General features: G+C 41.5%; 24 protein-coding genes, 2 tRNA genes and 1 rRNA gene. 11 read left to right on the top strand and 16 right to left on the bottom strand.

The window, feature by feature from the left end; genetic code table 11:
- The 3 genes from ACTJKA_RS16855 to ACTJKA_RS16845 form a co-directional block, all read right to left on the bottom strand.
- Positions 1 to 84 (bottom strand): 16S ribosomal RNA (locus ACTJKA_RS16855); the annotation flags it as partial.
- 134 nt (positions 85 to 218) lie between these two features.
- A tRNA-Gly gene (locus ACTJKA_RS16850) sits at positions 219 to 292 on the bottom strand.
- 15 nt (positions 293 to 307) lie between these two features.
- Positions 308 to 384, bottom strand: a tRNA-Arg gene (locus ACTJKA_RS16845).
- Between the two features lie 369 nt (positions 385 to 753).
- Here ACTJKA_RS16845 and gltP point away from each other — a divergent pair.
- Positions 754 to 2004: a glutamate-aspartate/proton symporter GltP gene (gene gltP, locus ACTJKA_RS16840; protein WP_024719154.1), complete on the top strand. Its 1251-nt coding sequence runs from the start codon at positions 754 to 756 to the stop codon at positions 2002 to 2004.
- Positions 2005 to 2042: 38 nt separating this feature from the next.
- On the opposite strand, the gene ACTJKA_RS16835 is transcribed toward gltP, so the two are convergent.
- Positions 2043 to 3062 carry a S66 family peptidase gene (locus tag ACTJKA_RS16835; protein ID WP_270109282.1) on the bottom strand — a complete coding sequence of 340 codons (1020 nt, stop codon included), beginning with the start codon at positions 3060 to 3062 and terminating at the stop codon, positions 2043 to 2045.
- Between the two features lie 79 nt (positions 3063 to 3141).
- On the bottom strand, positions 3142 to 4017 hold the full coding sequence (locus ACTJKA_RS16830; RefSeq protein ID WP_019743589.1) for a DMT family transporter: 876 nt from the start codon (positions 4015 to 4017) through the stop codon (positions 3142 to 3144).
- A gap of 295 nt (positions 4018 to 4312) precedes the next feature.
- Between ACTJKA_RS16830 and ACTJKA_RS16825 the strand changes: the two genes are divergently transcribed.
- Both ACTJKA_RS16825 and ACTJKA_RS16820 read left to right on the top strand, forming a co-directional pair.
- Positions 4313 to 5038: an AzlC family ABC transporter permease gene (locus ACTJKA_RS16825; RefSeq protein WP_007496390.1), complete on the top strand. Its 726-nt coding sequence runs from the start codon at positions 4313 to 4315 to the stop codon at positions 5036 to 5038.
- On the top strand, positions 5035 to 5355 hold the full coding sequence (locus tag ACTJKA_RS16820) for an AzlD domain-containing protein (RefSeq protein WP_008346681.1): 321 nt from the start codon (positions 5035 to 5037) through the stop codon (positions 5353 to 5355). The genes ACTJKA_RS16825 and ACTJKA_RS16820 overlap by 4 nt, the downstream gene beginning before the upstream one ends.
- 35 nt (positions 5356 to 5390) lie before the next feature.
- Here the strand turns inward: ACTJKA_RS16820 and ACTJKA_RS16815 are convergent, their stop codons facing one another.
- On the bottom strand, positions 5391 to 6053 hold the full coding sequence (locus tag ACTJKA_RS16815; protein WP_025206822.1) for an O-methyltransferase: 663 nt from the start codon (positions 6051 to 6053) through the stop codon (positions 5391 to 5393).
- A gap of 149 nt (positions 6054 to 6202) precedes the next feature.
- Positions 6203 to 6388, bottom strand: a complete 186-nt coding sequence (locus tag ACTJKA_RS16810; RefSeq protein ID WP_008346686.1) for a CsbD family protein — start codon at positions 6386 to 6388, stop codon at positions 6203 to 6205.
- A 127-nt stretch (positions 6389 to 6515) separates the two neighbouring features.
- Between ACTJKA_RS16810 and ACTJKA_RS16805 the strand changes: the two genes are divergently transcribed.
- Positions 6516 to 7067 carry a GNAT family N-acetyltransferase gene (locus tag ACTJKA_RS16805; RefSeq protein WP_017358427.1) on the top strand — a complete coding sequence of 184 codons (552 nt, stop codon included), beginning with the start codon at positions 6516 to 6518 and terminating at the stop codon, positions 7065 to 7067.
- Between the two features lie 4 nt (positions 7068 to 7071).
- On the opposite strand, the gene ACTJKA_RS16800 is transcribed toward ACTJKA_RS16805, so the two are convergent.
- Positions 7072 to 7659 (bottom strand): LysE family transporter, encoded by a 588-nt coding sequence (locus ACTJKA_RS16800; RefSeq protein ID WP_007496397.1) that lies wholly within the window; start codon positions 7657 to 7659, stop codon positions 7072 to 7074.
- Positions 7660 to 7773: 114 nt separating this feature from the next.
- On the opposite strand from ACTJKA_RS16800, the gene ACTJKA_RS16795 reads away from it, so the two are divergent.
- On the top strand, positions 7774 to 8328 hold the full coding sequence (locus ACTJKA_RS16795) for a helix-turn-helix domain-containing protein (protein ID WP_025206820.1): 555 nt from the start codon (positions 7774 to 7776) through the stop codon (positions 8326 to 8328).
- Positions 8329 to 8371: 43 nt separating this feature from the next.
- Here the strand turns inward: ACTJKA_RS16795 and ACTJKA_RS16790 are convergent, their stop codons facing one another.
- From ACTJKA_RS16790 to ACTJKA_RS16765, 6 genes are all read right to left on the bottom strand, one after another.
- Positions 8372 to 8665 carry a hypothetical protein gene (locus ACTJKA_RS16790; RefSeq protein ID WP_008346693.1) on the bottom strand — a complete coding sequence of 98 codons (294 nt, stop codon included), beginning with the start codon at positions 8663 to 8665 and terminating at the stop codon, positions 8372 to 8374.
- A 349-nt stretch (positions 8666 to 9014) separates the two neighbouring features.
- A complete protein-coding gene (locus ACTJKA_RS16785) occupies positions 9015 to 10067 on the bottom strand; it encodes an LLM class flavin-dependent oxidoreductase (RefSeq protein WP_024719164.1) in 1053 nt (350 codons plus the stop codon).
- A 17-nt stretch (positions 10068 to 10084) separates the two neighbouring features.
- The gene (locus ACTJKA_RS16780; protein WP_008346699.1) at positions 10085 to 10708 is read right to left on the bottom strand and encodes a nitroreductase family protein; all 624 of its coding nucleotides are present in this window, start codon (positions 10706 to 10708) and stop codon (positions 10085 to 10087) included.
- Entirely contained in the window at positions 10692 to 11165 is a 474-nt protein-coding gene (locus ACTJKA_RS16775; protein ID WP_048002344.1) for a MarR family winged helix-turn-helix transcriptional regulator, read from the bottom strand. The genes ACTJKA_RS16780 and ACTJKA_RS16775 overlap by 17 nt, the downstream gene beginning before the upstream one ends.
- Before the next feature lie 108 nt (positions 11166 to 11273).
- Positions 11274 to 11777 carry a dihydrofolate reductase family protein gene (locus ACTJKA_RS16770; protein ID WP_428004187.1) on the bottom strand — a complete coding sequence of 168 codons (504 nt, stop codon included), beginning with the start codon at positions 11775 to 11777 and terminating at the stop codon, positions 11274 to 11276.
- 115 nt (positions 11778 to 11892) lie between these two features.
- Positions 11893 to 12444 (bottom strand): TetR/AcrR family transcriptional regulator, encoded by a 552-nt coding sequence (locus ACTJKA_RS16765; RefSeq protein WP_008346703.1) that lies wholly within the window; start codon positions 12442 to 12444, stop codon positions 11893 to 11895.
- 149 nt (positions 12445 to 12593) lie between these two features.
- Between ACTJKA_RS16765 and ACTJKA_RS16760 the strand changes: the two genes are divergently transcribed.
- The 3 genes from ACTJKA_RS16760 (at position 12594) to ACTJKA_RS16750 (ending at position 14202) form a co-directional block, all read left to right on the top strand.
- Complete coding sequence (locus ACTJKA_RS16760) at positions 12594 to 13217, top strand: GNAT family N-acetyltransferase (RefSeq protein WP_008346706.1); 624 nt, start codon at positions 12594 to 12596, stop codon at positions 13215 to 13217.
- Positions 13218 to 13285: 68 nt separating this feature from the next.
- Entirely contained in the window at positions 13286 to 13681 is a 396-nt protein-coding gene (locus ACTJKA_RS16755) for a VOC family protein (RefSeq protein WP_008346708.1), read from the top strand.
- On the top strand, positions 13678 to 14202 hold the full coding sequence (locus ACTJKA_RS16750) for a GNAT family N-acetyltransferase (RefSeq protein ID WP_342495256.1): 525 nt from the start codon (positions 13678 to 13680) through the stop codon (positions 14200 to 14202). The genes ACTJKA_RS16755 and ACTJKA_RS16750 overlap by 4 nt, the downstream gene beginning before the upstream one ends.
- 12 nt (positions 14203 to 14214) lie before the next feature.
- Here ACTJKA_RS16750 and ACTJKA_RS16745 read toward each other — a convergent pair whose 3' ends face one another.
- On the bottom strand, positions 14215 to 14484 hold the full coding sequence (locus tag ACTJKA_RS16745; protein ID WP_345912060.1) for a YesK-like family protein: 270 nt from the start codon (positions 14482 to 14484) through the stop codon (positions 14215 to 14217).
- 51 nt (positions 14485 to 14535) lie between these two features.
- On the opposite strand from ACTJKA_RS16745, the gene ACTJKA_RS16740 reads away from it, so the two are divergent.
- Positions 14536 to 15009, top strand: a complete 474-nt coding sequence (locus ACTJKA_RS16740; RefSeq protein WP_008346715.1) for a GNAT family N-acetyltransferase — start codon at positions 14536 to 14538, stop codon at positions 15007 to 15009.
- Here the strand turns inward: ACTJKA_RS16740 and ACTJKA_RS16735 are convergent.
- On the bottom strand, positions 15001 to 15789 hold the full coding sequence (locus tag ACTJKA_RS16735; protein WP_440607852.1) for a GNAT family N-acetyltransferase: 789 nt from the start codon (positions 15787 to 15789) through the stop codon (positions 15001 to 15003). The two genes, ACTJKA_RS16740 and ACTJKA_RS16735, sit on opposite strands and share 9 nt — an antisense overlap.
- Before the next feature lie 161 nt (positions 15790 to 15950).
- Between ACTJKA_RS16735 and ACTJKA_RS16730 the strand changes: the two genes are divergently transcribed.
- Both ACTJKA_RS16730 and ACTJKA_RS16725 read left to right on the top strand, forming a co-directional pair.
- Positions 15951 to 16391: a LytTR family DNA-binding domain-containing protein gene (locus ACTJKA_RS16730; protein WP_046342767.1), complete on the top strand. Its 441-nt coding sequence runs from the start codon at positions 15951 to 15953 to the stop codon at positions 16389 to 16391.
- The gene (locus ACTJKA_RS16725; protein WP_007496425.1) at positions 16388 to 16804 is read left to right on the top strand and encodes a hypothetical protein; all 417 of its coding nucleotides are present in this window, start codon (positions 16388 to 16390) and stop codon (positions 16802 to 16804) included. The genes ACTJKA_RS16730 and ACTJKA_RS16725 overlap by 4 nt, the downstream gene beginning before the upstream one ends.
- Positions 16805 to 16931: the final 127 nt, after the last annotated feature.

Below are 16931 nucleotides of genomic sequence, written 5' to 3'. Positions count from 1 at the left end.
CAAGCTCCCTTCTGTCCGCTCGACTTGCATGTATTAGGCACGCCGCCAGCGTTCGTCCTGAGCCAGGATCAAACTCTCCGAAAAAGTACAAAACCGAAGTTTTGTTTTTCGTCAGCGTTTGACTGACTACCTATGAAGTATCATAGGATTTTTTTATAAAAACTCGAATTAACAGGTACGTTTTGTCTTGTTTAGTTTTCAAAGATCATCTTTTAAAATGGAGCGGGTGATGAGAATCGAACTCACGACATCAGCTTGGAAGGCTGAGGTTTTACCACTAAACTACACCCGCGTGGTTAAATGTTATTGGCGCGCCCGAGAGGAGTCGAACCCCTAACCTTTTGATCCGTAGTCAAACGCTCTATCCAATTGAGCTACGGGCGCTTAATCAGGCGACTTAATTATCTTAACATATCGTTTTTATTAAGTCAACATCTTTTTGAAGTTTGTTTATCGTATCTGTCTGAGCATCAGTGTTTCAGATGCGTCATCAGCGACGAATAAAAATATACCATGAATCATACAAAAGGGTCAATACATTTTTCTAAAAAAGTTTAATGTTTTTTAAGAAGTGCTCTTTTGTTAGATAAATAGAGTTTCAATCGCCCTATTTTCATTTCTTTCTTCATAATTCTAATGATTCTTAAATAAAATCTTTCTAAATCCAAAGGAGGACAAAACATGGTCACCTAGAATTTTTATTTATTGGAAAATTCTTAATATTTTCCATGCATTTAAAGGAGGTAGGAGATGATGAAAAAGTTTGTCGCTTTTCAAATCATGATCGCTTTGGTGATAGGAGCTCTTATCGGCCACTTCTTCCCTGATTTCGGAATGGCACTGCGGCCCATTGGGGATGGCTTTATCCGATTGATTAAAATGATTGTAGTCCCTATTGTTTTCTCTACGATTGTCATCGGCGCAGCTGGCAGCGGTGGAATGAAGAAAATGGGCAGTCTCGGATTAAAGACAATCATTTGGTTTGAAGTCATTACGACCATCGTTCTTGGAATCGGGCTTTTATTGGCCAACGTGTTAAAGCCAGGCGTTGGACTCGATTTCTCTCAATTAGCTAAGAAAGATATTGGGGAACTCGATGGTTATACTCAAAAGGTCGTCGATTTTAAACAGATGGTTTTAGACATCATTCCAACCAATATCATCGATGTCATGGCTCAGAATGATTTACTAGCAGTGATTTTCTTCGCTATTTTATTCGGTGTAGCCGCAAGCGGCATTGGGAAAGCTTCCGCTCCTGTCCTTACCTTCTTTGAATCAGTAGCACAAATTATGTTTAAGCTCACACAAATGGTCATGGTGACAGCTCCTATTGGAGTTTTAGCATTAATGGCAGCTTCTGTCGGACAATACGGCATTGTTTTACTCATTCCTATGATGAAACTTGTTGGCACTGTCTTCTTAGGATTGTTTATTATTCTATTTGTTTTGTTCCCTCTTGTCGCACTGATCTTCCGTTTTAACTACTTCGAAGTGTTGAAAATGATTTGGGATTTGTTTTTGGTTGCCTTTTCTACTACAAGTACAGAAACTGTTCTTCCACAGCTCATGTCACGGATGGAGAAATACGGCTGTCCGAAAAGAATTGTTTCCTTCGTCATCCCGTCAGGTCTTTCTCTTAATTGCGATGGTTCAAGTTTATATTTATCGGTTTCCTGTGTGTTTCTTGCACAAGCGTTTGGTGTCGATATGAGTTTATCACAGCAGCTCCTCATGATGCTTGTCCTTGTTTTAACAAGTAAAGGCATTGCAGCTGTCCCGTCTGGCTCACTTGTCGTTCTTTTGGCAACAGCTCATGCAGTAGGTCTGCCAGCAGAAGGTGTCGCTATTATCGCCGGGGTTGACCGGATTATGGATATGGCTCGAACAGGCGTGAATGTTCCTGGACATGCGGTTGCCTGTATTGTCGTTTCTAAATGGGAAAAAGTATTCCGAGAGTCTGCATGGGAAGTTCCAAAAGCAGGTGAAGAAACAAAAGGAATGTAATGTTTTTTATGAAGGAAAGGGGTCGCCCTTTCCTTTTTTTATGGCAAAAATGTCTGCCTCAGCACGGCTTTACCTTCTTGTTGCAACTGCACCTCCGCGTATGCTCCGTTAATGAGGGTCATTTGCGGCGGTACGTGTCCACAATCAATATCGTAAATAATCGGTATGTGTAATTCCTTATGCAATTCTTCATATAGATCCGTATATTCATATCCTTCCACAGGAGTGTCCACTGCACTCCTGCCAAACATGATGCCAGAGCAATGATCAAACCAGCCTGCTAGTTTTAATTGAACAAGAGACCTCTTCATACTCGCAGCATTTAATTCACAGTTTTCAAAATACCATAGAATGGGTTCACCTTTCAGGTATGTTTCTTGAAAAGCTTTGACATCTCCAAAAGTCGTGCCAGCTAAGTGCCGAATCACATCAATACAGCCACCCATCAGTCTTCCCTTCATCGTCGTCTCTAAGTGATCAACAGTACGCCATGCGGTTGGCTCGGTTAAATGAAAGACATGTATGCTTGGATGGTCATACTGCCATTCCTTTTGATACATATCAGAAGAAAATTGAGTAACGTCCTTTTTCTCTGGAGTGGAAAGTATTTGTTCCCACATAGCCGTCACCTGATCAAGCTCTTCCCCCTGAAGATCCACAAGGTTCGGTCCATGCGCTGTTGCAATGCCTGTGTTTAATGTCAAAGCTAATAGAAGGAGACTTGTATCCGAGTAACCAAGAATCCACTTTTTTTGCATCACTGAGAAATCAAGATGCTCTAACACTTCAATAAGCAGCTGTCCACCCCATGGCGGGATGATGTGGTCAATCTCATGACAAGTCATCATCCGCTGTAACTCATTTGCTCGCTTGATTGCAGGGGCTGATTTCGCTTTTTCCTGCTGCCATACTGTCTCTCCACATATGACTTCATAGCCTCTTTTTTTCATCCGATCGCAAGACAGTTGAAACATCTTATGCAAAGAGGGTTGCACACCTGAGGACGGTGCTGTCACCCCAATCGTTTGTCCTTTTTGCAAAAATGGATACTGGATCATCCTGCTCACCTCCACCTTCTATGAATCTCTCATCTATTCATTGTAAAGAAAATTCCCCTTCTTCAAGGGGAATCTCGTCTTACTCTCTCTGACGCAGGACAGTATATACACCTGCGAAAATACACAAAATCCCAACAAACGAACGTAAGCCCATCTCTTCACCTAGAAGCAGCCATCCAAGGACCGTACCAACGATTGGTTGAAAGAAGAAAAACAGACCACCGCTTGAAGCGTCCATCAGTTGAAGCCCTCTATTCCACAAAAAGAAAGCAAGGGCCGTTGAGATGATACCTAGATACAGAATGCCGCCCCATATTTCCGGTCTTGCCATTTGCTGCACATCAAGATGAGGCAAACGAAACAAGACAGGTGGTGTTAATACGATAAAAGCCACAATGATCGCATATGTTGTCGTCACTACTTGAGGATACTTTCCTGGTACTCGTTTCAAAAGAACAGACATCAGCGCCCATGTTAATGCAGCGATCATCAGCGAAAGACCGCCAACAAACTCATCCGTTTGAACAGCGACAGGTCCAATCATCGTCAGTACACCTACTGTAGCAAGCAGAATGGAGACACACTTTCTCACTGTGAATGATTCTTTTAATAGAAAGAAAGCGAAAAGCACCATAAAAGCAGGTGTGGCCGATGTGATGACGGCACCCATTTGTGCAGACGTATACATTGTGCCAATTTCTTGGGTCACGATCGAAAGAAAGTTGCCAATCAATCCAATCGCCACAATTAGCGGGATATCCTTTTTGTCTAACCGAAAAGAGTAGCCCAAACGCCAAATCGTGAACACAAGAACGACTCCAGCTACTGCATATCTCATCCAGACGAGCTCAAGTGGCGGGACAACCGCAACTGTTACTTTGACCACTACATACATACCGCCCCAAATACTAGCAGCTAACGCTAAGTAAAGGGCTCCTATATATTTTCCATTCATTTTTTCCCCTCCGTTACTGGATATATTCACTGCGATATCCACAAACGGAGATCACTCTCCGTTATGGACGGAGGTGATTTGGTACATCATGTTCAAATAAAGGCTTCCATTGCATATCAGTCACCCCAATTGTGTTTATTTTCTGATTACTCTATAACAAAATCTGGTTCACTTCAATCCTTTTTATCGCCATGTTTCTTCATATAATAGAAGTTCAATAGGATTGACATGATGAATTCGTTTTCTTATAGTAAGTAAAACAATTGATGTTTACACAGAAAAGGAGTAGAGGTATTTGGATGTTGAAGCTAGGAAACACATTCCCACTGCCGGAAACGAACCGTTTCTTGAGGGAATAAAAGATTGTGTGCCAACCTTGCTTGGTTATATGAGCATTGGGTTTGCCTTTGGAATTGTTGGCATTAGTTCGCAGTTAAGTATATGGGAAATCGCGCTGTTATCTATCTTTATTTATGCTGGCGCTTCACAGTTTATCATCTGTGCATTACTTGTGACAGGAAGCCCTCTTTCCGCTATTATTTTCACCACGTTCATTGTCAATTTACGGCATTTGTTACTCAGCCTTACGCTTGCCCCCCATTTTACACGCTACTCTGTAAAGCAGAACATCGGATTTGGTCTTCTGCTTACTGATGAATCCTTTGGCGTAGCGATGAATAAATTAGCACAGCAAGGAAAATTGAATAACAGATGGATGCATGGACTGAACATTACAGCTTATTTATGCTGGATTGCTGCGTGTACACTTGGCGGAATATTCGGACACTGGATTTCAAATCCAGAGGCGCTTGGTCTTGATTTTGCCCTATCCGCGATGTTTGCTGCGCTGCTCATTCTTTCTTTACAGACGGTGCCAAAAAATAAGCTCACCCATCGCTTATCACTTGTTTTATATATGTTTGTTGCGATGTTTGTGCTGCTTCATTTTGTTCCTTCACACGTGGCTGTTTTGTTGGCAACTGTGCTTGTTGCCACTATTGGGGTGGTGACAGATAAATGATTAGCAGTTTTATGTTATGGCTCATTCTTGGCTGTATGATTGTGACCATCATCCCAAGAGTCGTTCCATTTTTATTTGTAAGGAGTATCCAGATGCCAGAAGTGGTGCTCAAATGGTTATCATTTATCCCCATTTGTATATTTACCGCTTTGATTGCAGAGCATCTATTCATACATACTACAGCAGGCGTCACCATTCACTGGATGTACCTTGCTGTCTTGGTTCCAACTGTGTTAATCGCTGTTTGGACAAAAAGCTTGTCCCTCACCGTTCTAGTAGGCGTCATGCTGATGGGCACAGCTAGATGGTTTTTCTAATAGAAAAAGCTTAACCGGATGCGGTTAAGCTTTTTTCATTTTACGATACCGTATATAAAGCCGTCATAGCCTTTTTCGCCAACAGTTTGAATAGCGGTTGCTTCAATTCTCGACTCTTGTTTGAGTAAATCGAAAAATTCACGCGTTCCCTTCACTCGCTCATCTTGATCAGAGGCATGGAGAACTGCCCCATTTCTGACCACATTGTCTGCAATAATGACTGTTCCCTTTTTTGAGAAATGTAACGCCCACTTCAAATATTGCGGGTTGTTTGGTTTGTCTGCATCAATGAAAATCAAATCGAACGGAAGCGTATCCTGCTCTTTTAACTGAGATAAAGTATCTAACGCTTTTCCTTGTAAAATGGTGACACGTTCTGCTAGGCCTGCTCTGTCTATGTTCTGCTGTGCTGTTTCTGCATGATGACTGACAGCCTCTAATGTCAAAAGTTCTCCATCTTCTTCAAGTGCACGGGCAAGCCAAATGGTACTATAACCGCCAAGTGTACCGATTTCTAAAATGCGCTTTGCACCCTTGGTTTTTGCTAACAAATAAAGCAGTTTCCCTTGGGCCGGCGACACATCTATTTCTGGTAACCCGGCTTGCTTATTCTTGATAAGAGTTTGCTCCAATACGTCATCTTTAGCCATCAATTTGTCTTTGATATACTCGTCAACTTTCCCCCATACTTGCTCCAAGTCATCCATCTCCCTTGTTCATGTCTTCTATTTAAATTCTACATGACGGAAGCGAGAATTTATAATCAATTCTTTTCACACACCTATTGATTTTATTGATGAAAGGAATGTGATGATGGATACATGGGGCGAGTGCAAGTATACGCAAACTACTGATTCAGCTTATTTTTCACGTCACCTTTTTTATCTTGAAGCTTTCCTTTTACTTGATCTTTCTTTCCTTCTGCTTTCAGGTTTTCATGATCTGTCGCTTCGCCAAGTTTTTCTTTCACTTGACCTTTGACTTGATTTGTTTTTCCTTTCGCTTTATCCATATGTCCATTTTGTTCACTCATTTTGTTCCACCTCCACGTTTGATACTGTTTATTTAGCCTTTTTGCACATGACAAAACATCTGAGTGTGCTGTGTGCGCGTTTCAGGTATGATAGACATAATGGAATGAAAGGTTGGTGGTCTGTTCAATGATCATTTCTGAAAGTATGTTCACTGTACGTGGTGTGACTTATCGTATTCGCTCTGCTGCATTAGCAGATGCCAAACAGTTATCAGCTCTCAGACTGAAAATCGATGGTGAAACCGAATATTTAGATCGTGAACCGGGTGAAGCTTTTATTGATGAGAAAGGGTTCGAGGCGTTGATTCAAGAGGATTCCAAGGAATGCCGTCATCTCTTTTTAGTTGCAGATATTGAAGGAGACATTGTCGGTTTTTCAAGATGCGAAGGGCATTCTCTTAAGCGCTCTGCTCACAAAGTAACGTTTGGCGTCGCCGTACAGAAGGCCGCTTGGGGCTATCACATCGGGAAAGAACTTTTAGCTGCATCGATCGACTGGGCAGATCAGCAAGGCATTCAAAAGATGTCACTTCAAGTAATGGAAACCAATCAAAAAGCCATTCGTTTATATGAACACTATGGCTTTGAGATTGAAGGCTTGTTAAAAAAAGATAAACGGCTGGCGGACGGCATGTATTATGATACGGTTGTGATGGGCAGGCAGCGGCCAGTCTCCTGACCGCTTACATGACATAACTCCAGATCATCGAAATCGCACTATACATAAGCAGCAGCCCCATGACGAACTGGAACGGCCGCTGATAAAGAGTCAAAAAACGCTTGAATACAGAGCCAAATAAACTCCAGCTAAATGTGCCTAAAAAACCAATGATGGCGAGAATCAACGTCAACAACATGTATTGCATATTGGACTGTCCATACGGCAGAACAAAAGTGGAAATGACGGTTAACCCATACAAGATGGCTTTCGGATTAATAAATTGCAGCAGCATCCCCGGGATAAAATGATTATAGCGGTCTAGTGTTTCGTCATCTCCGCCTTTACTTCTCATGATTTTGACAGCTAAATAGATCATGTAACCGGCTCCGATGAAAGCCATGACCCAGCCGATTTTCGGCATGACTTGATAAAGAATCATATTGAAAAAACCGCTCAAACATAAAATGACCAAAAATCCGATCCCAACCCCTAAACAAAATCGAAATGTTTGCTTGACCCCATATTTATTCGTAAAGACCATCGCCATGATATTATTCGGTCCAGGGGTAAAGCTGGTAACAAAAGCATAAATCAACATGGAAACAATCAAACTGTTACCTCCTTCTCATACGTTATTTAGACTTAAAAGTCTTTATTGTGTATATATTACGTTTTATTGTACTATTCAGTCGTTATAAAGTAAATCCAGAAAGGAGTTTTTTTGATGGAGGATGTACAATCGATTATTGCTAGAAATGTCAAACTGTTAAGAGAGCAAAAGAAATTAAGCCTAGAAAAGATGGCTGAGGTAACAAGTGTGAGTAAAACGATGATTGGGCAAATCGAAAGAGGAGAATCCACACCAACCATCACCACTCTGTGGAAAATCGCCAATGGGTTGAAGGTGTCTTTTAGTGAACTCATATACGCACCGCAGCCTGAGATTAAGTTTGTGCGAAAAGAAGAAGGACAAGTTTTAACAGAGGACGAGGGAAGGTATCGGGTATATACGACGTTCCCATTTGATGACCTGAGAAAATTTGAAGTCTATCAGGTAGAAATTGATCCTCATGGGTCGTTAAGTGCGGAAGAACATATCGGCGGTACAGAGGAATTGATTACCGTATTTGAGGGAGCACTTGATTTATCAATCGGTGATGAGCAATACACATTACAAGCTGGCGACTCGATTCGGTTTAAAGCTGACCGTGCCCATGAGTATAAACAATCAGGAGAACAGATGGTACGGATGCAAATGATTCTTTATTATCCCCATTAAAAAAAGCTGACAGGCTTGTCCACCTGTCAGCTTTACATTTTATTTAATTAAATCCTGGATCGCGTACAACCGTTCCAGTAAAGGTAACTCTATATTTTCCTAAACCTAACTCTTCAATTGACGATTGATAGAGAATACCGACCCATCCATCCTTTGCATATGTAATACTTGATGGGATGTTTGACGTCGTATATGTTCTCGTTTCCGAGACGGTTCGACTTGCTTGTACCGTAACTTCACTGTTTACTTTCCCCTTCGCTTCTACCGGGACAGCGGTGACACCCGCACCCGTTAAAACAATTGCTCCAACCAAAACAGAAGTTATGACCTTTTTCATACAAAAATCCCTCCCTTTTTTTGTTGAACATATTAACCATACCATAATTTAGAACTTTCGTAAGTTATTTTTTCATTTTTTTGAAAATTATGATATGATTGTCTTATGCTGGATAGAGGGTGTTACATACTTCTATGCTTTTATCCTCACCTCGTTCTAGTGAAACAATTGATAACGGAGGTGATTTCATGAAAAAATGGCTTATCTGTTTTCAACTTGTTTTCCTCTTCACCTTGACGGCCACACCATTTGCTTCTGCTGCTTCATGCCCTACAGTGAAACCATGTGTTATTGATCCTTAAGCATAAGAAAAAGTCGATCAAGCCTATTCACTTGATCGACTTTTTTGTTATGCTTGTTCGGCTTCCCAGCGGGCAACCTCTTCTCTTACTTTAGGAGCCACTTCTTTTCCAAATAACTCAATAGCTTTCAGCACTTGATCATGCGGCATCGAACCGACCGGTACGTGCAGCATGAAGCGCGTAATGCCTACATTTTTTCGCAGATGTATCACTTTCTCTGCCACGGCATCTGGATCTCCTACATACAATGCACCTTCTAATGTTCTTGCTGCATCGAATGTAGAACGGGTATAAGGTCCCCAGCCTCGTTCTCTTGCTAATGTATTCATGACATGCTGTGTAGAAGGGAAGAATTGATCTGCTGCCAATTCTGTTTCCTCCGCAACAAATCCATGTGAATGGGATGCCACCGTTAATTTCTCAGGGTCATGTCCAGCGTGAATCGCAGCTTGCTTGTAGAGCTGCACGAGCGGTGCGAACTGTCTAGGGCTGCCGCCAATAATGGCAAGGACAAGTGGTAATCCTAATAATCCAGCACGTACGACAGATTCTCTGTTTCCTCCACTGCCAATCCAGATCGGAAGCGGATCTTGAACAGGTCTTGGGTATACGCCGACATCCTGAATGGAAGGACGATGCTTACCGCTCCACGTCACACGCTCTGACTGCTGTAATTTCAACAGTAAATCTAGTTTTTCTTCAAATAATTCTTCATAATCATCTAAGTCATAGCCAAAAAGCGGGAACGATTCAATAAATGATCCACGGCCAGCCATGATCTCTGCACGCCCGTTAGAAAGGCCATCTAATGTCGCAAAATCTTGAAACACACGAACAGGATCTGCCGATGAAAGAACAGTTACGGCACTTGTCAGACGAATATTCTTTGTTTGCGTTGCCGCAGCTGCTAATACGACTGCTGGATTTGATGCGGCGAAATCTTCACGATGATGCTCTCCTACACCAAAAACGTCGAGACCCACTTGATCTGCTAAAATAATTTCTTCTACTACTTCACGAATGCGCTGTGCGTGGCTGACTGTTTTTCCTGTTTGAAAATCAGGTGTTGTTTCTACAAATGTACTAATTCCTAGTTCCATGAATGGAACCCCCTATCTTATAAATATGTCACAAATTCAGAGACCGGCTTGCGGTAGCCTCTCGCTTGTCTGCTCTCTACTTTTTCTTTTCCGAGTGTAATCATTAATACAGGAACCAAATCTGATTCGATGTTTAACACCTTTTTCATTGCTTCGGGGTCAAAGCCGATCATTGGGCAAGTATCCCATCCCTTGTTTTTGGCGGCAAGCATAAATAGCATGGCAGATAATGAAGCATTTCGAATCGCCTCTTCTTTCTGAAAGTCTGATCCTCTCTGCACATAAAAACTCATCGTCTCTCTGACCATTTCCTCATATTGTTGCGCATTTAAGATGCCGAGCATTTTTAGGCCTTCATAAATGTTTCCTGCTTGCTCATAAGCTTTCGGATCGCCGAGCACAATGATCGCTGCTGAAGCGGAATGCACCTTATATTGTCCAAATGCAGCATCTCTTACTTGCTCTTTAAGCGCTTCTGATTGGACGACGACATATTGCGTATGCTGTAAATTAAAGGCTGAAGGTGCCAGCTTCACTTCTTCAAAGATACTATTAAGCTCTTCTCTCGAAATCGAGATATTCGGCAAAAAATTTGATGCTGATCGTCTTTCACGTACCAATGTATCAAAACTGCGTGTCATCTTGTTTCCCCTTTTCGTGAAGTTGTTTTGCACCTAAACCAATTTTTTTCAACCATTCAATGAGCTGCTCTTTTTCCTCTGTTTCGATAAAGGACAGATTTTGTGATATGACATCTGTATGTTTTGGAAAAATATCGTCAAATAGCTGCTTCCCTTTATCTGTCAGTAATACATGGAATACACGTTTATCAGAAGGTGCACATTGTCTTTTGACTAATTCTTGTTTTTCTAATTTGTTGACCACATAGGTGATGCTCCCACTTGGAATGGATAAAATCTCACTAATTTTTTGAACGGGATGTGGTCCCTTACTATACAGTAATTCAAGAATTTGAAAGTTTTCAAATCCGATATCATAACGTTCAATGTCTTTTTGGATATTTGCAAAAAGGGCATGATAGGCTTTCATCCACACTCGGAAAAGCCTTAAGTCTAATTCTTGATCTTGCTGCACCATGGCAACTACTCCTTTTTCAATAAATCCTAAAACTAGGATAAATTTATCCTAACACTAGGATATTTTCTTGTCAACGTGTTTGTTTGATTAAAAAAAGACCCCTGTGACTTAGTGGTCTTCTTTTAACACAAAATGCATTTCAGCAATTTGTTTGTATTGATTCACTTGTTGTAATGAAAATCTAGATTCCTGTTCAGTTGGAGGGAAAAGAGGGATTCCTTTTCCAATCATGACAGGTGCGATTTGGAGATACAGCTCATCGACTAATTTTTCTTTTAATAATGCTTGAAGCAGTTCCCCGCCTCCTACTATCCAGATATGCTGGCCTTTTTCATTTTTTAAATTTTTGATAAACGAGAGAACATCTTCACGAACGATGTGGGTTCCTGTATGACTGTCTTGTAAAGTGCGAGAAACGATATAACACGTCTTGTCTTCATAAGGAAACTCATCAGGTGAAAGTTTGAGAACCTGTTCGTATGTGTTCCTTCCCATGATCAGCGTATCGACTGATGCATAAAATTCCTCATATCTCGTATCCTCTTCGCCCTCTGTTCCTATGAGCCAATCTAAACGGTGATCATCCCTTGCTAAATATCCATCAATGCTCATTGCCCCATAAAATAGTAATTTCCTTTTCAATCTCACCACTCCCCGCCTGAAATAAGAACGTATATTCCCATTTTAACAGAAAGAATAGAAAAATGATATATGATCAATTCGTTTCTTACGATTCCTGTTCTACCTTCATAAGAAGCTTGTACAAGATGTGCGCAAGCTGCCCCGCTTCGACTGTCATCCCTTCATGAATCCATTCCTCCAGTACACCAACAACACCAGACACAACAAATGAAGCCTCAATCTGTTCACGTTCCGTAATTTGACGCTGATCAAGTTGCCACTCTTTCATGATTTTTTCTTTAAAAAACGCTTTAAATTGATTCGTCGTTGGGCTATTTGGTTTGACAAATAACGTCATCATGAATTGTTTTTCTTTTAAATACTCAGTTGTTTTGTTTAAAAAGGACAGCATATCAAGCGGGTCCTGGCTTGGAAACGATTCATCGTACAGTCCGCCAAGCTGATGAAATAGTTCCTTCTCAAGCTGTTCATGCAAATCAAATACATCTTGGTAGTGCAAATAAAAGGTCCCTCTACCTAAATCCGCTCTTCTAGATAGCTCTGATACTGTAATTTGCTGAACATCTTTTTCCTTTAAAAGCTCAAGAAAGCTTTCCCGTATCGCCTTTTTGGTTTTGATTGTTCGTCTGTCCTTCATCAAACACCCTCCATTTTTGAACAATCTGGCTATACCTGTCTATTTATGAACAAGAGATCATTCATTGCCGATGTTCGGTTTATTTTCCTCTTATTATAATAAACACATGTTCAATAATCTATATCTGTTCAAAAAAGGAGGACCATCATATGCTTCAATTCAGACTTGCTAGAGAGGATGAACTGCCTCAAGTGGCAGCGTTGTTAGATGATTCATTTCAGAACTATTCATTTTTTGATTTATTATGCGAAAAGGTGACCAAGCGTTCTGCTTTCGCCCGTCAGCTGCATTTGATCAATACAAAGGTATATTTTCAGCATCAAATCTGTTTGGTCGGGGTTGAGAACGAGAAAATTGTGTCTGCCGCCCTGTTAAAACATCCCCGTCTTCCTGAACCAGGACTCATGGATTATGTGTTATCTGGTGGGTTAAAGCTACTCTTTACTGGCGGCATATCGGCGATTCAGCATGTGTTCCGTATGTTAAAGGAGGCAAAAAAAGCGTGTTCCTCCTTAAAGAAACCTTACTGGTATTTAGAAGCTCTTGTCGTCGCAAAAGACCAACAAGGAAAAAAACTTGGAAGCCGTATGTTAAAGCAATGTCTTTTCCCCTTTATCGCCCGGCAAGGCGGCGGACTGTTCACACTGATTACACACAACGAGGCCAATCGTCATTTCTATCGAAAAAATGGGTGGACGGAGTTTGATGAGAGAGTACTGCACGGAGAAAACATGTCCCTAGAAAGCTGGAGTTATAAAACCGTGATCAAATAAGGTATCTTCTTCAAGGGATGATATAATAGAAACAGTTCAAACAATGATCATACTTGGAGGAGAGACTGATGATACGACGACTTGATCATATCGTGTTGACTGTACAACATATGGAGGAAACCATTCGCTTTTATACAAACGTATTAGGAATGAAGGAAGAAACTTTTGGAGAAGGCCGTAAAGCCCTTCGTTTTGGCTTACAAAAGATCAACCTTCATGAAGCGGGTCATGAATTTGAACCAAAAGCTGCTCATCCCCAGCCTGGATCTGCTGACTTGTGTTTTATCACCGATTTAGATATAGACAGTTTATTGCTTCATCTTCGAAAGCAGGTTGTTCCAATTGAAGAAGGTCCGGTCAGACGTTCTGGTGCATTAGGTCCGATTGAATCCATTTATATCCGTGATCCTGATATGAACTTAATTGAAATCTCCCGATATATAGAGGAGGCTGATCCATCATGACTCGATTATTCTTGAGACCGATTGAAGAAAAAGATTATCCTGGTATTCATAGAGGATGCCAGCATGCAGAAACACTTTATATGACTGGCACACGCAAAACGTTCACACTAGAAGAAATTCGTTCAGCCTATACCCGTTTTCTGCAGGATGACAGTAGACGAGACTTTGCTATTTGTCTGCTAGACACGAAAGAAATGATCGGGGATGCGGCGATTGTGGATATTGATCCGATAAACCATACGGCAAGTTTCCGCATTGCGCTACATGGTCCAGAGCATTTTCACAAAGGGTATGGCACTGAGGCTGTTCGGATGGTTCAAACATTTGCCTTTGAGACGTTAGAACTCAATCGGCTTGAGCTTGAAGTTTTTTCCCATAACCCACGAGCCTTTCGAAGCTATGAGAAAGCCGGATTTCAATATGAAGGAAAAAGACGTCAAGCGCTCTATTTCAACGGTGCTTATTCGGATGTCATCATGATGGGCATCCTTCGTGAGGAATACGATAGAATCAAATTATAAAGATGTCCCAGCCTACGAAGGGTCATCTTTTTTAAACAGATGAACCCCTGTAACGATGATCAAACAAATGATAGAAGAGAGAACGATAGAGACGCTTGATATGCTGAGCGCCATCCCTTCCCATCCGCCAATGAAGAAACTGCCGATCAATAAGAGTAATCCAAACATAGTGATACATATCGGGACAATTAGCCTGGCATGGCGATGCCTACGTCTTTTTCCCGCCCACCATGAGAGACAGAGCACAATGACAGTAAAAATAGCGGTTTGCAGCCAGAACATATCGCATCCACTCCTTTTCTTTTTTATCTTATGTCAACGGAGGTTTTTCCAATGAATATTAGACCGATTCAAAAGCAGGACAATCCTTTTATCGCGGCCATTATCCGCCAGTCATTAGAATCAGCGAATCTTGCGATTGAAGGTACAGCCTACACAGACCCACACCTTGATCAGCTTTTCGAATACTATCAATCATTGACTCATGCAGCCTATTGGATTGCCGAAGAACATGGTGAAATTGTTGGTGGCGTTGGCATTGCCCCTTTCACAGATGGCATTTGTGAGCTGCAAAAGCTTTATTTAAGCCCAAAAGCACAAGGCAAAGGTGCGGGCAAGAAACTGATGGATACGGCCCTCCAATATGCTGCTACATACTACGATGCTTGTTATTTAGAAACCCGCAGTGAATTAACAGCTGCTACTGGCCTTTATCAACGGTATGACTTCTCTCTTCTTCCTGCACCGATTGAAGGCTCAGAGCATTCTGCCATGGATGCTTGGTATCTCAAAACCTTTTCAGCGTGAGGCATAAAATAAGCGATACGTCTTTGTCCACTGAAAACCTAGCTTCTCTGCCAATTTGGCCGAGGTTGCATGATGGACATCGCAATCCCAATGCGGTGTCTTCCCTTTTTCAACACAGATGCTGATCATATGCTGAGCTGCTAACAAAGCCAACCCTTTTCCACGGCAGGCTTCATCTGTCCAAATATCGATTTCCACTCGTTTTTCACTTGAAAAAATAGAGATACATTCACTGACCACGTCTTCACCGTTTAAGATGGCAACTCCGACGCCATTAGATAAAAAGTGATCTACTCCTCCCCAATATGCTTCATAATAGCTGGATAGGAATACTTTGCTAGCGGCAATGACTTGTTCATTCGTACGTTTAATCATTTCATCTTGATCAGGCACAATCAGATCAGGAGAGGTCAAGTCATAAGAATACGCATGTCTTTGCATTTCATTCAGTTGGGAACCGAAGCATTTTTTCATCATCTCATCTGATGCAGGATTTGCTGAAAACAAAGTGAACCGTCTGTTCTCTCTTTTCTGCTTTTTATAAACATCCACAATGAACGTTGAACATAATGAAAGTGCTGCTTCTGTCCTGCCTGCGACATAATAAATGCCGGTTGTTGTCCCTACAAAATAGACACACGGGTGATCTCGGTGATCCACATATAAATCTCCTTGTATCACCCCATCGAGTATCGCATCTACGAACACTGGATAGGCAGGATCAATCCGCCGAATTTCCTCTTTTACCGCTCCTGTCCTTTGTTGATCTACAAGATACAACATCATTCCTCCATTCACGAACGAGTATCTTTTCATTATAAAGGAAAGCCGAAGACACGCGGTGAATCTTTGCAACAAAAAGAATTCTTCTGCATCAAAGCAACATTCAATCGCATTCGCTTTCATCTATTGCTATGCTCATTGTGAGAGGAGGTTTATGAATGAAATTTCGTTTTTTCTGGAATCAAGAAAAGGATGTGACGGAAGTAGACGTCATCAGCCATCCACATAATCAAGAACGTTTACAAAAGATGGCATCAATGCTGGAGACAAGTACATCTCTAACGGTCAAAGATCCAAAAAATGATCGGCAGTCTCTTTTACCATTAGAACAAATTGAAGCGATCTCTGCGCTTGGACATCTGTCAAAGGTGATCACGACTCAAGGTACGACGTATTTTCTCAGTAAACGGCTGAAGGATCTGAAGTCGTTAGAGCGTGAACATTTCTATCGTATCAACAATGCAGTCATTCTCAATTTAGCGCAAGTCGACAGCTTTGTCGCTGGTACGTACGCTCGCTTAGAGGTCGAAACCATCTCGAAAAACAGCTACACCGTCAGTCGTCATTACGCCAAATATATAAAGGAGCGATTCAAATGATCAAGGAACTAAAACATCAATTTATGCAAACAGCTTTTGTCTCTATCGTATGGCTGACACTCATCCTGTCCATCACTCAATGGTCATCCTCTATCTCTTTTCATTACGTGTGGCACATCATTGCCATCGGGACTTTGGCAGGCATCGTCTTTGGGGTCATGTATCCTTTACTATGGAATTACTTTACCTTCCCAGCACCCATCAACATTCTCATCTCCACTGTCGTCAATTTAGGGTTTCAAGTAGGAGCGGTCGCTTTATATTCGACTACACTGCTCGAATGGATCATGCCTTATTTTATCGGTATTGCCTTTCTCACATTAGTAGGCCATATCATCGCCTTTCTATTTTACAAAAAGCAACAAAATCAAAAACTGGCGCAGGCACTGAATCACCTGAAGCCGCAGCCTTAAAAAAAGAGACCTTATTTGAAAGGTCTCTTCAGATTGTTGACAAAGGGCTAAAATGAACTTTATTTTAGCCCTTTGTCTTCTTTTCAGCGTGATAGAAAACCTTTGCAGCCCTAGGAAGGACGAGTAC

This window comes from Bacillus sp. 22190 (assembly GCF_052045575.1).
In the GTDB taxonomy this organism is placed as follows: Bacteria; Bacillota; Bacilli; order Bacillales; family Bacillaceae; genus Bacillus; species Bacillus altitudinis.
This window is presented reverse-complemented; position numbering and strand designations above follow the sequence as displayed.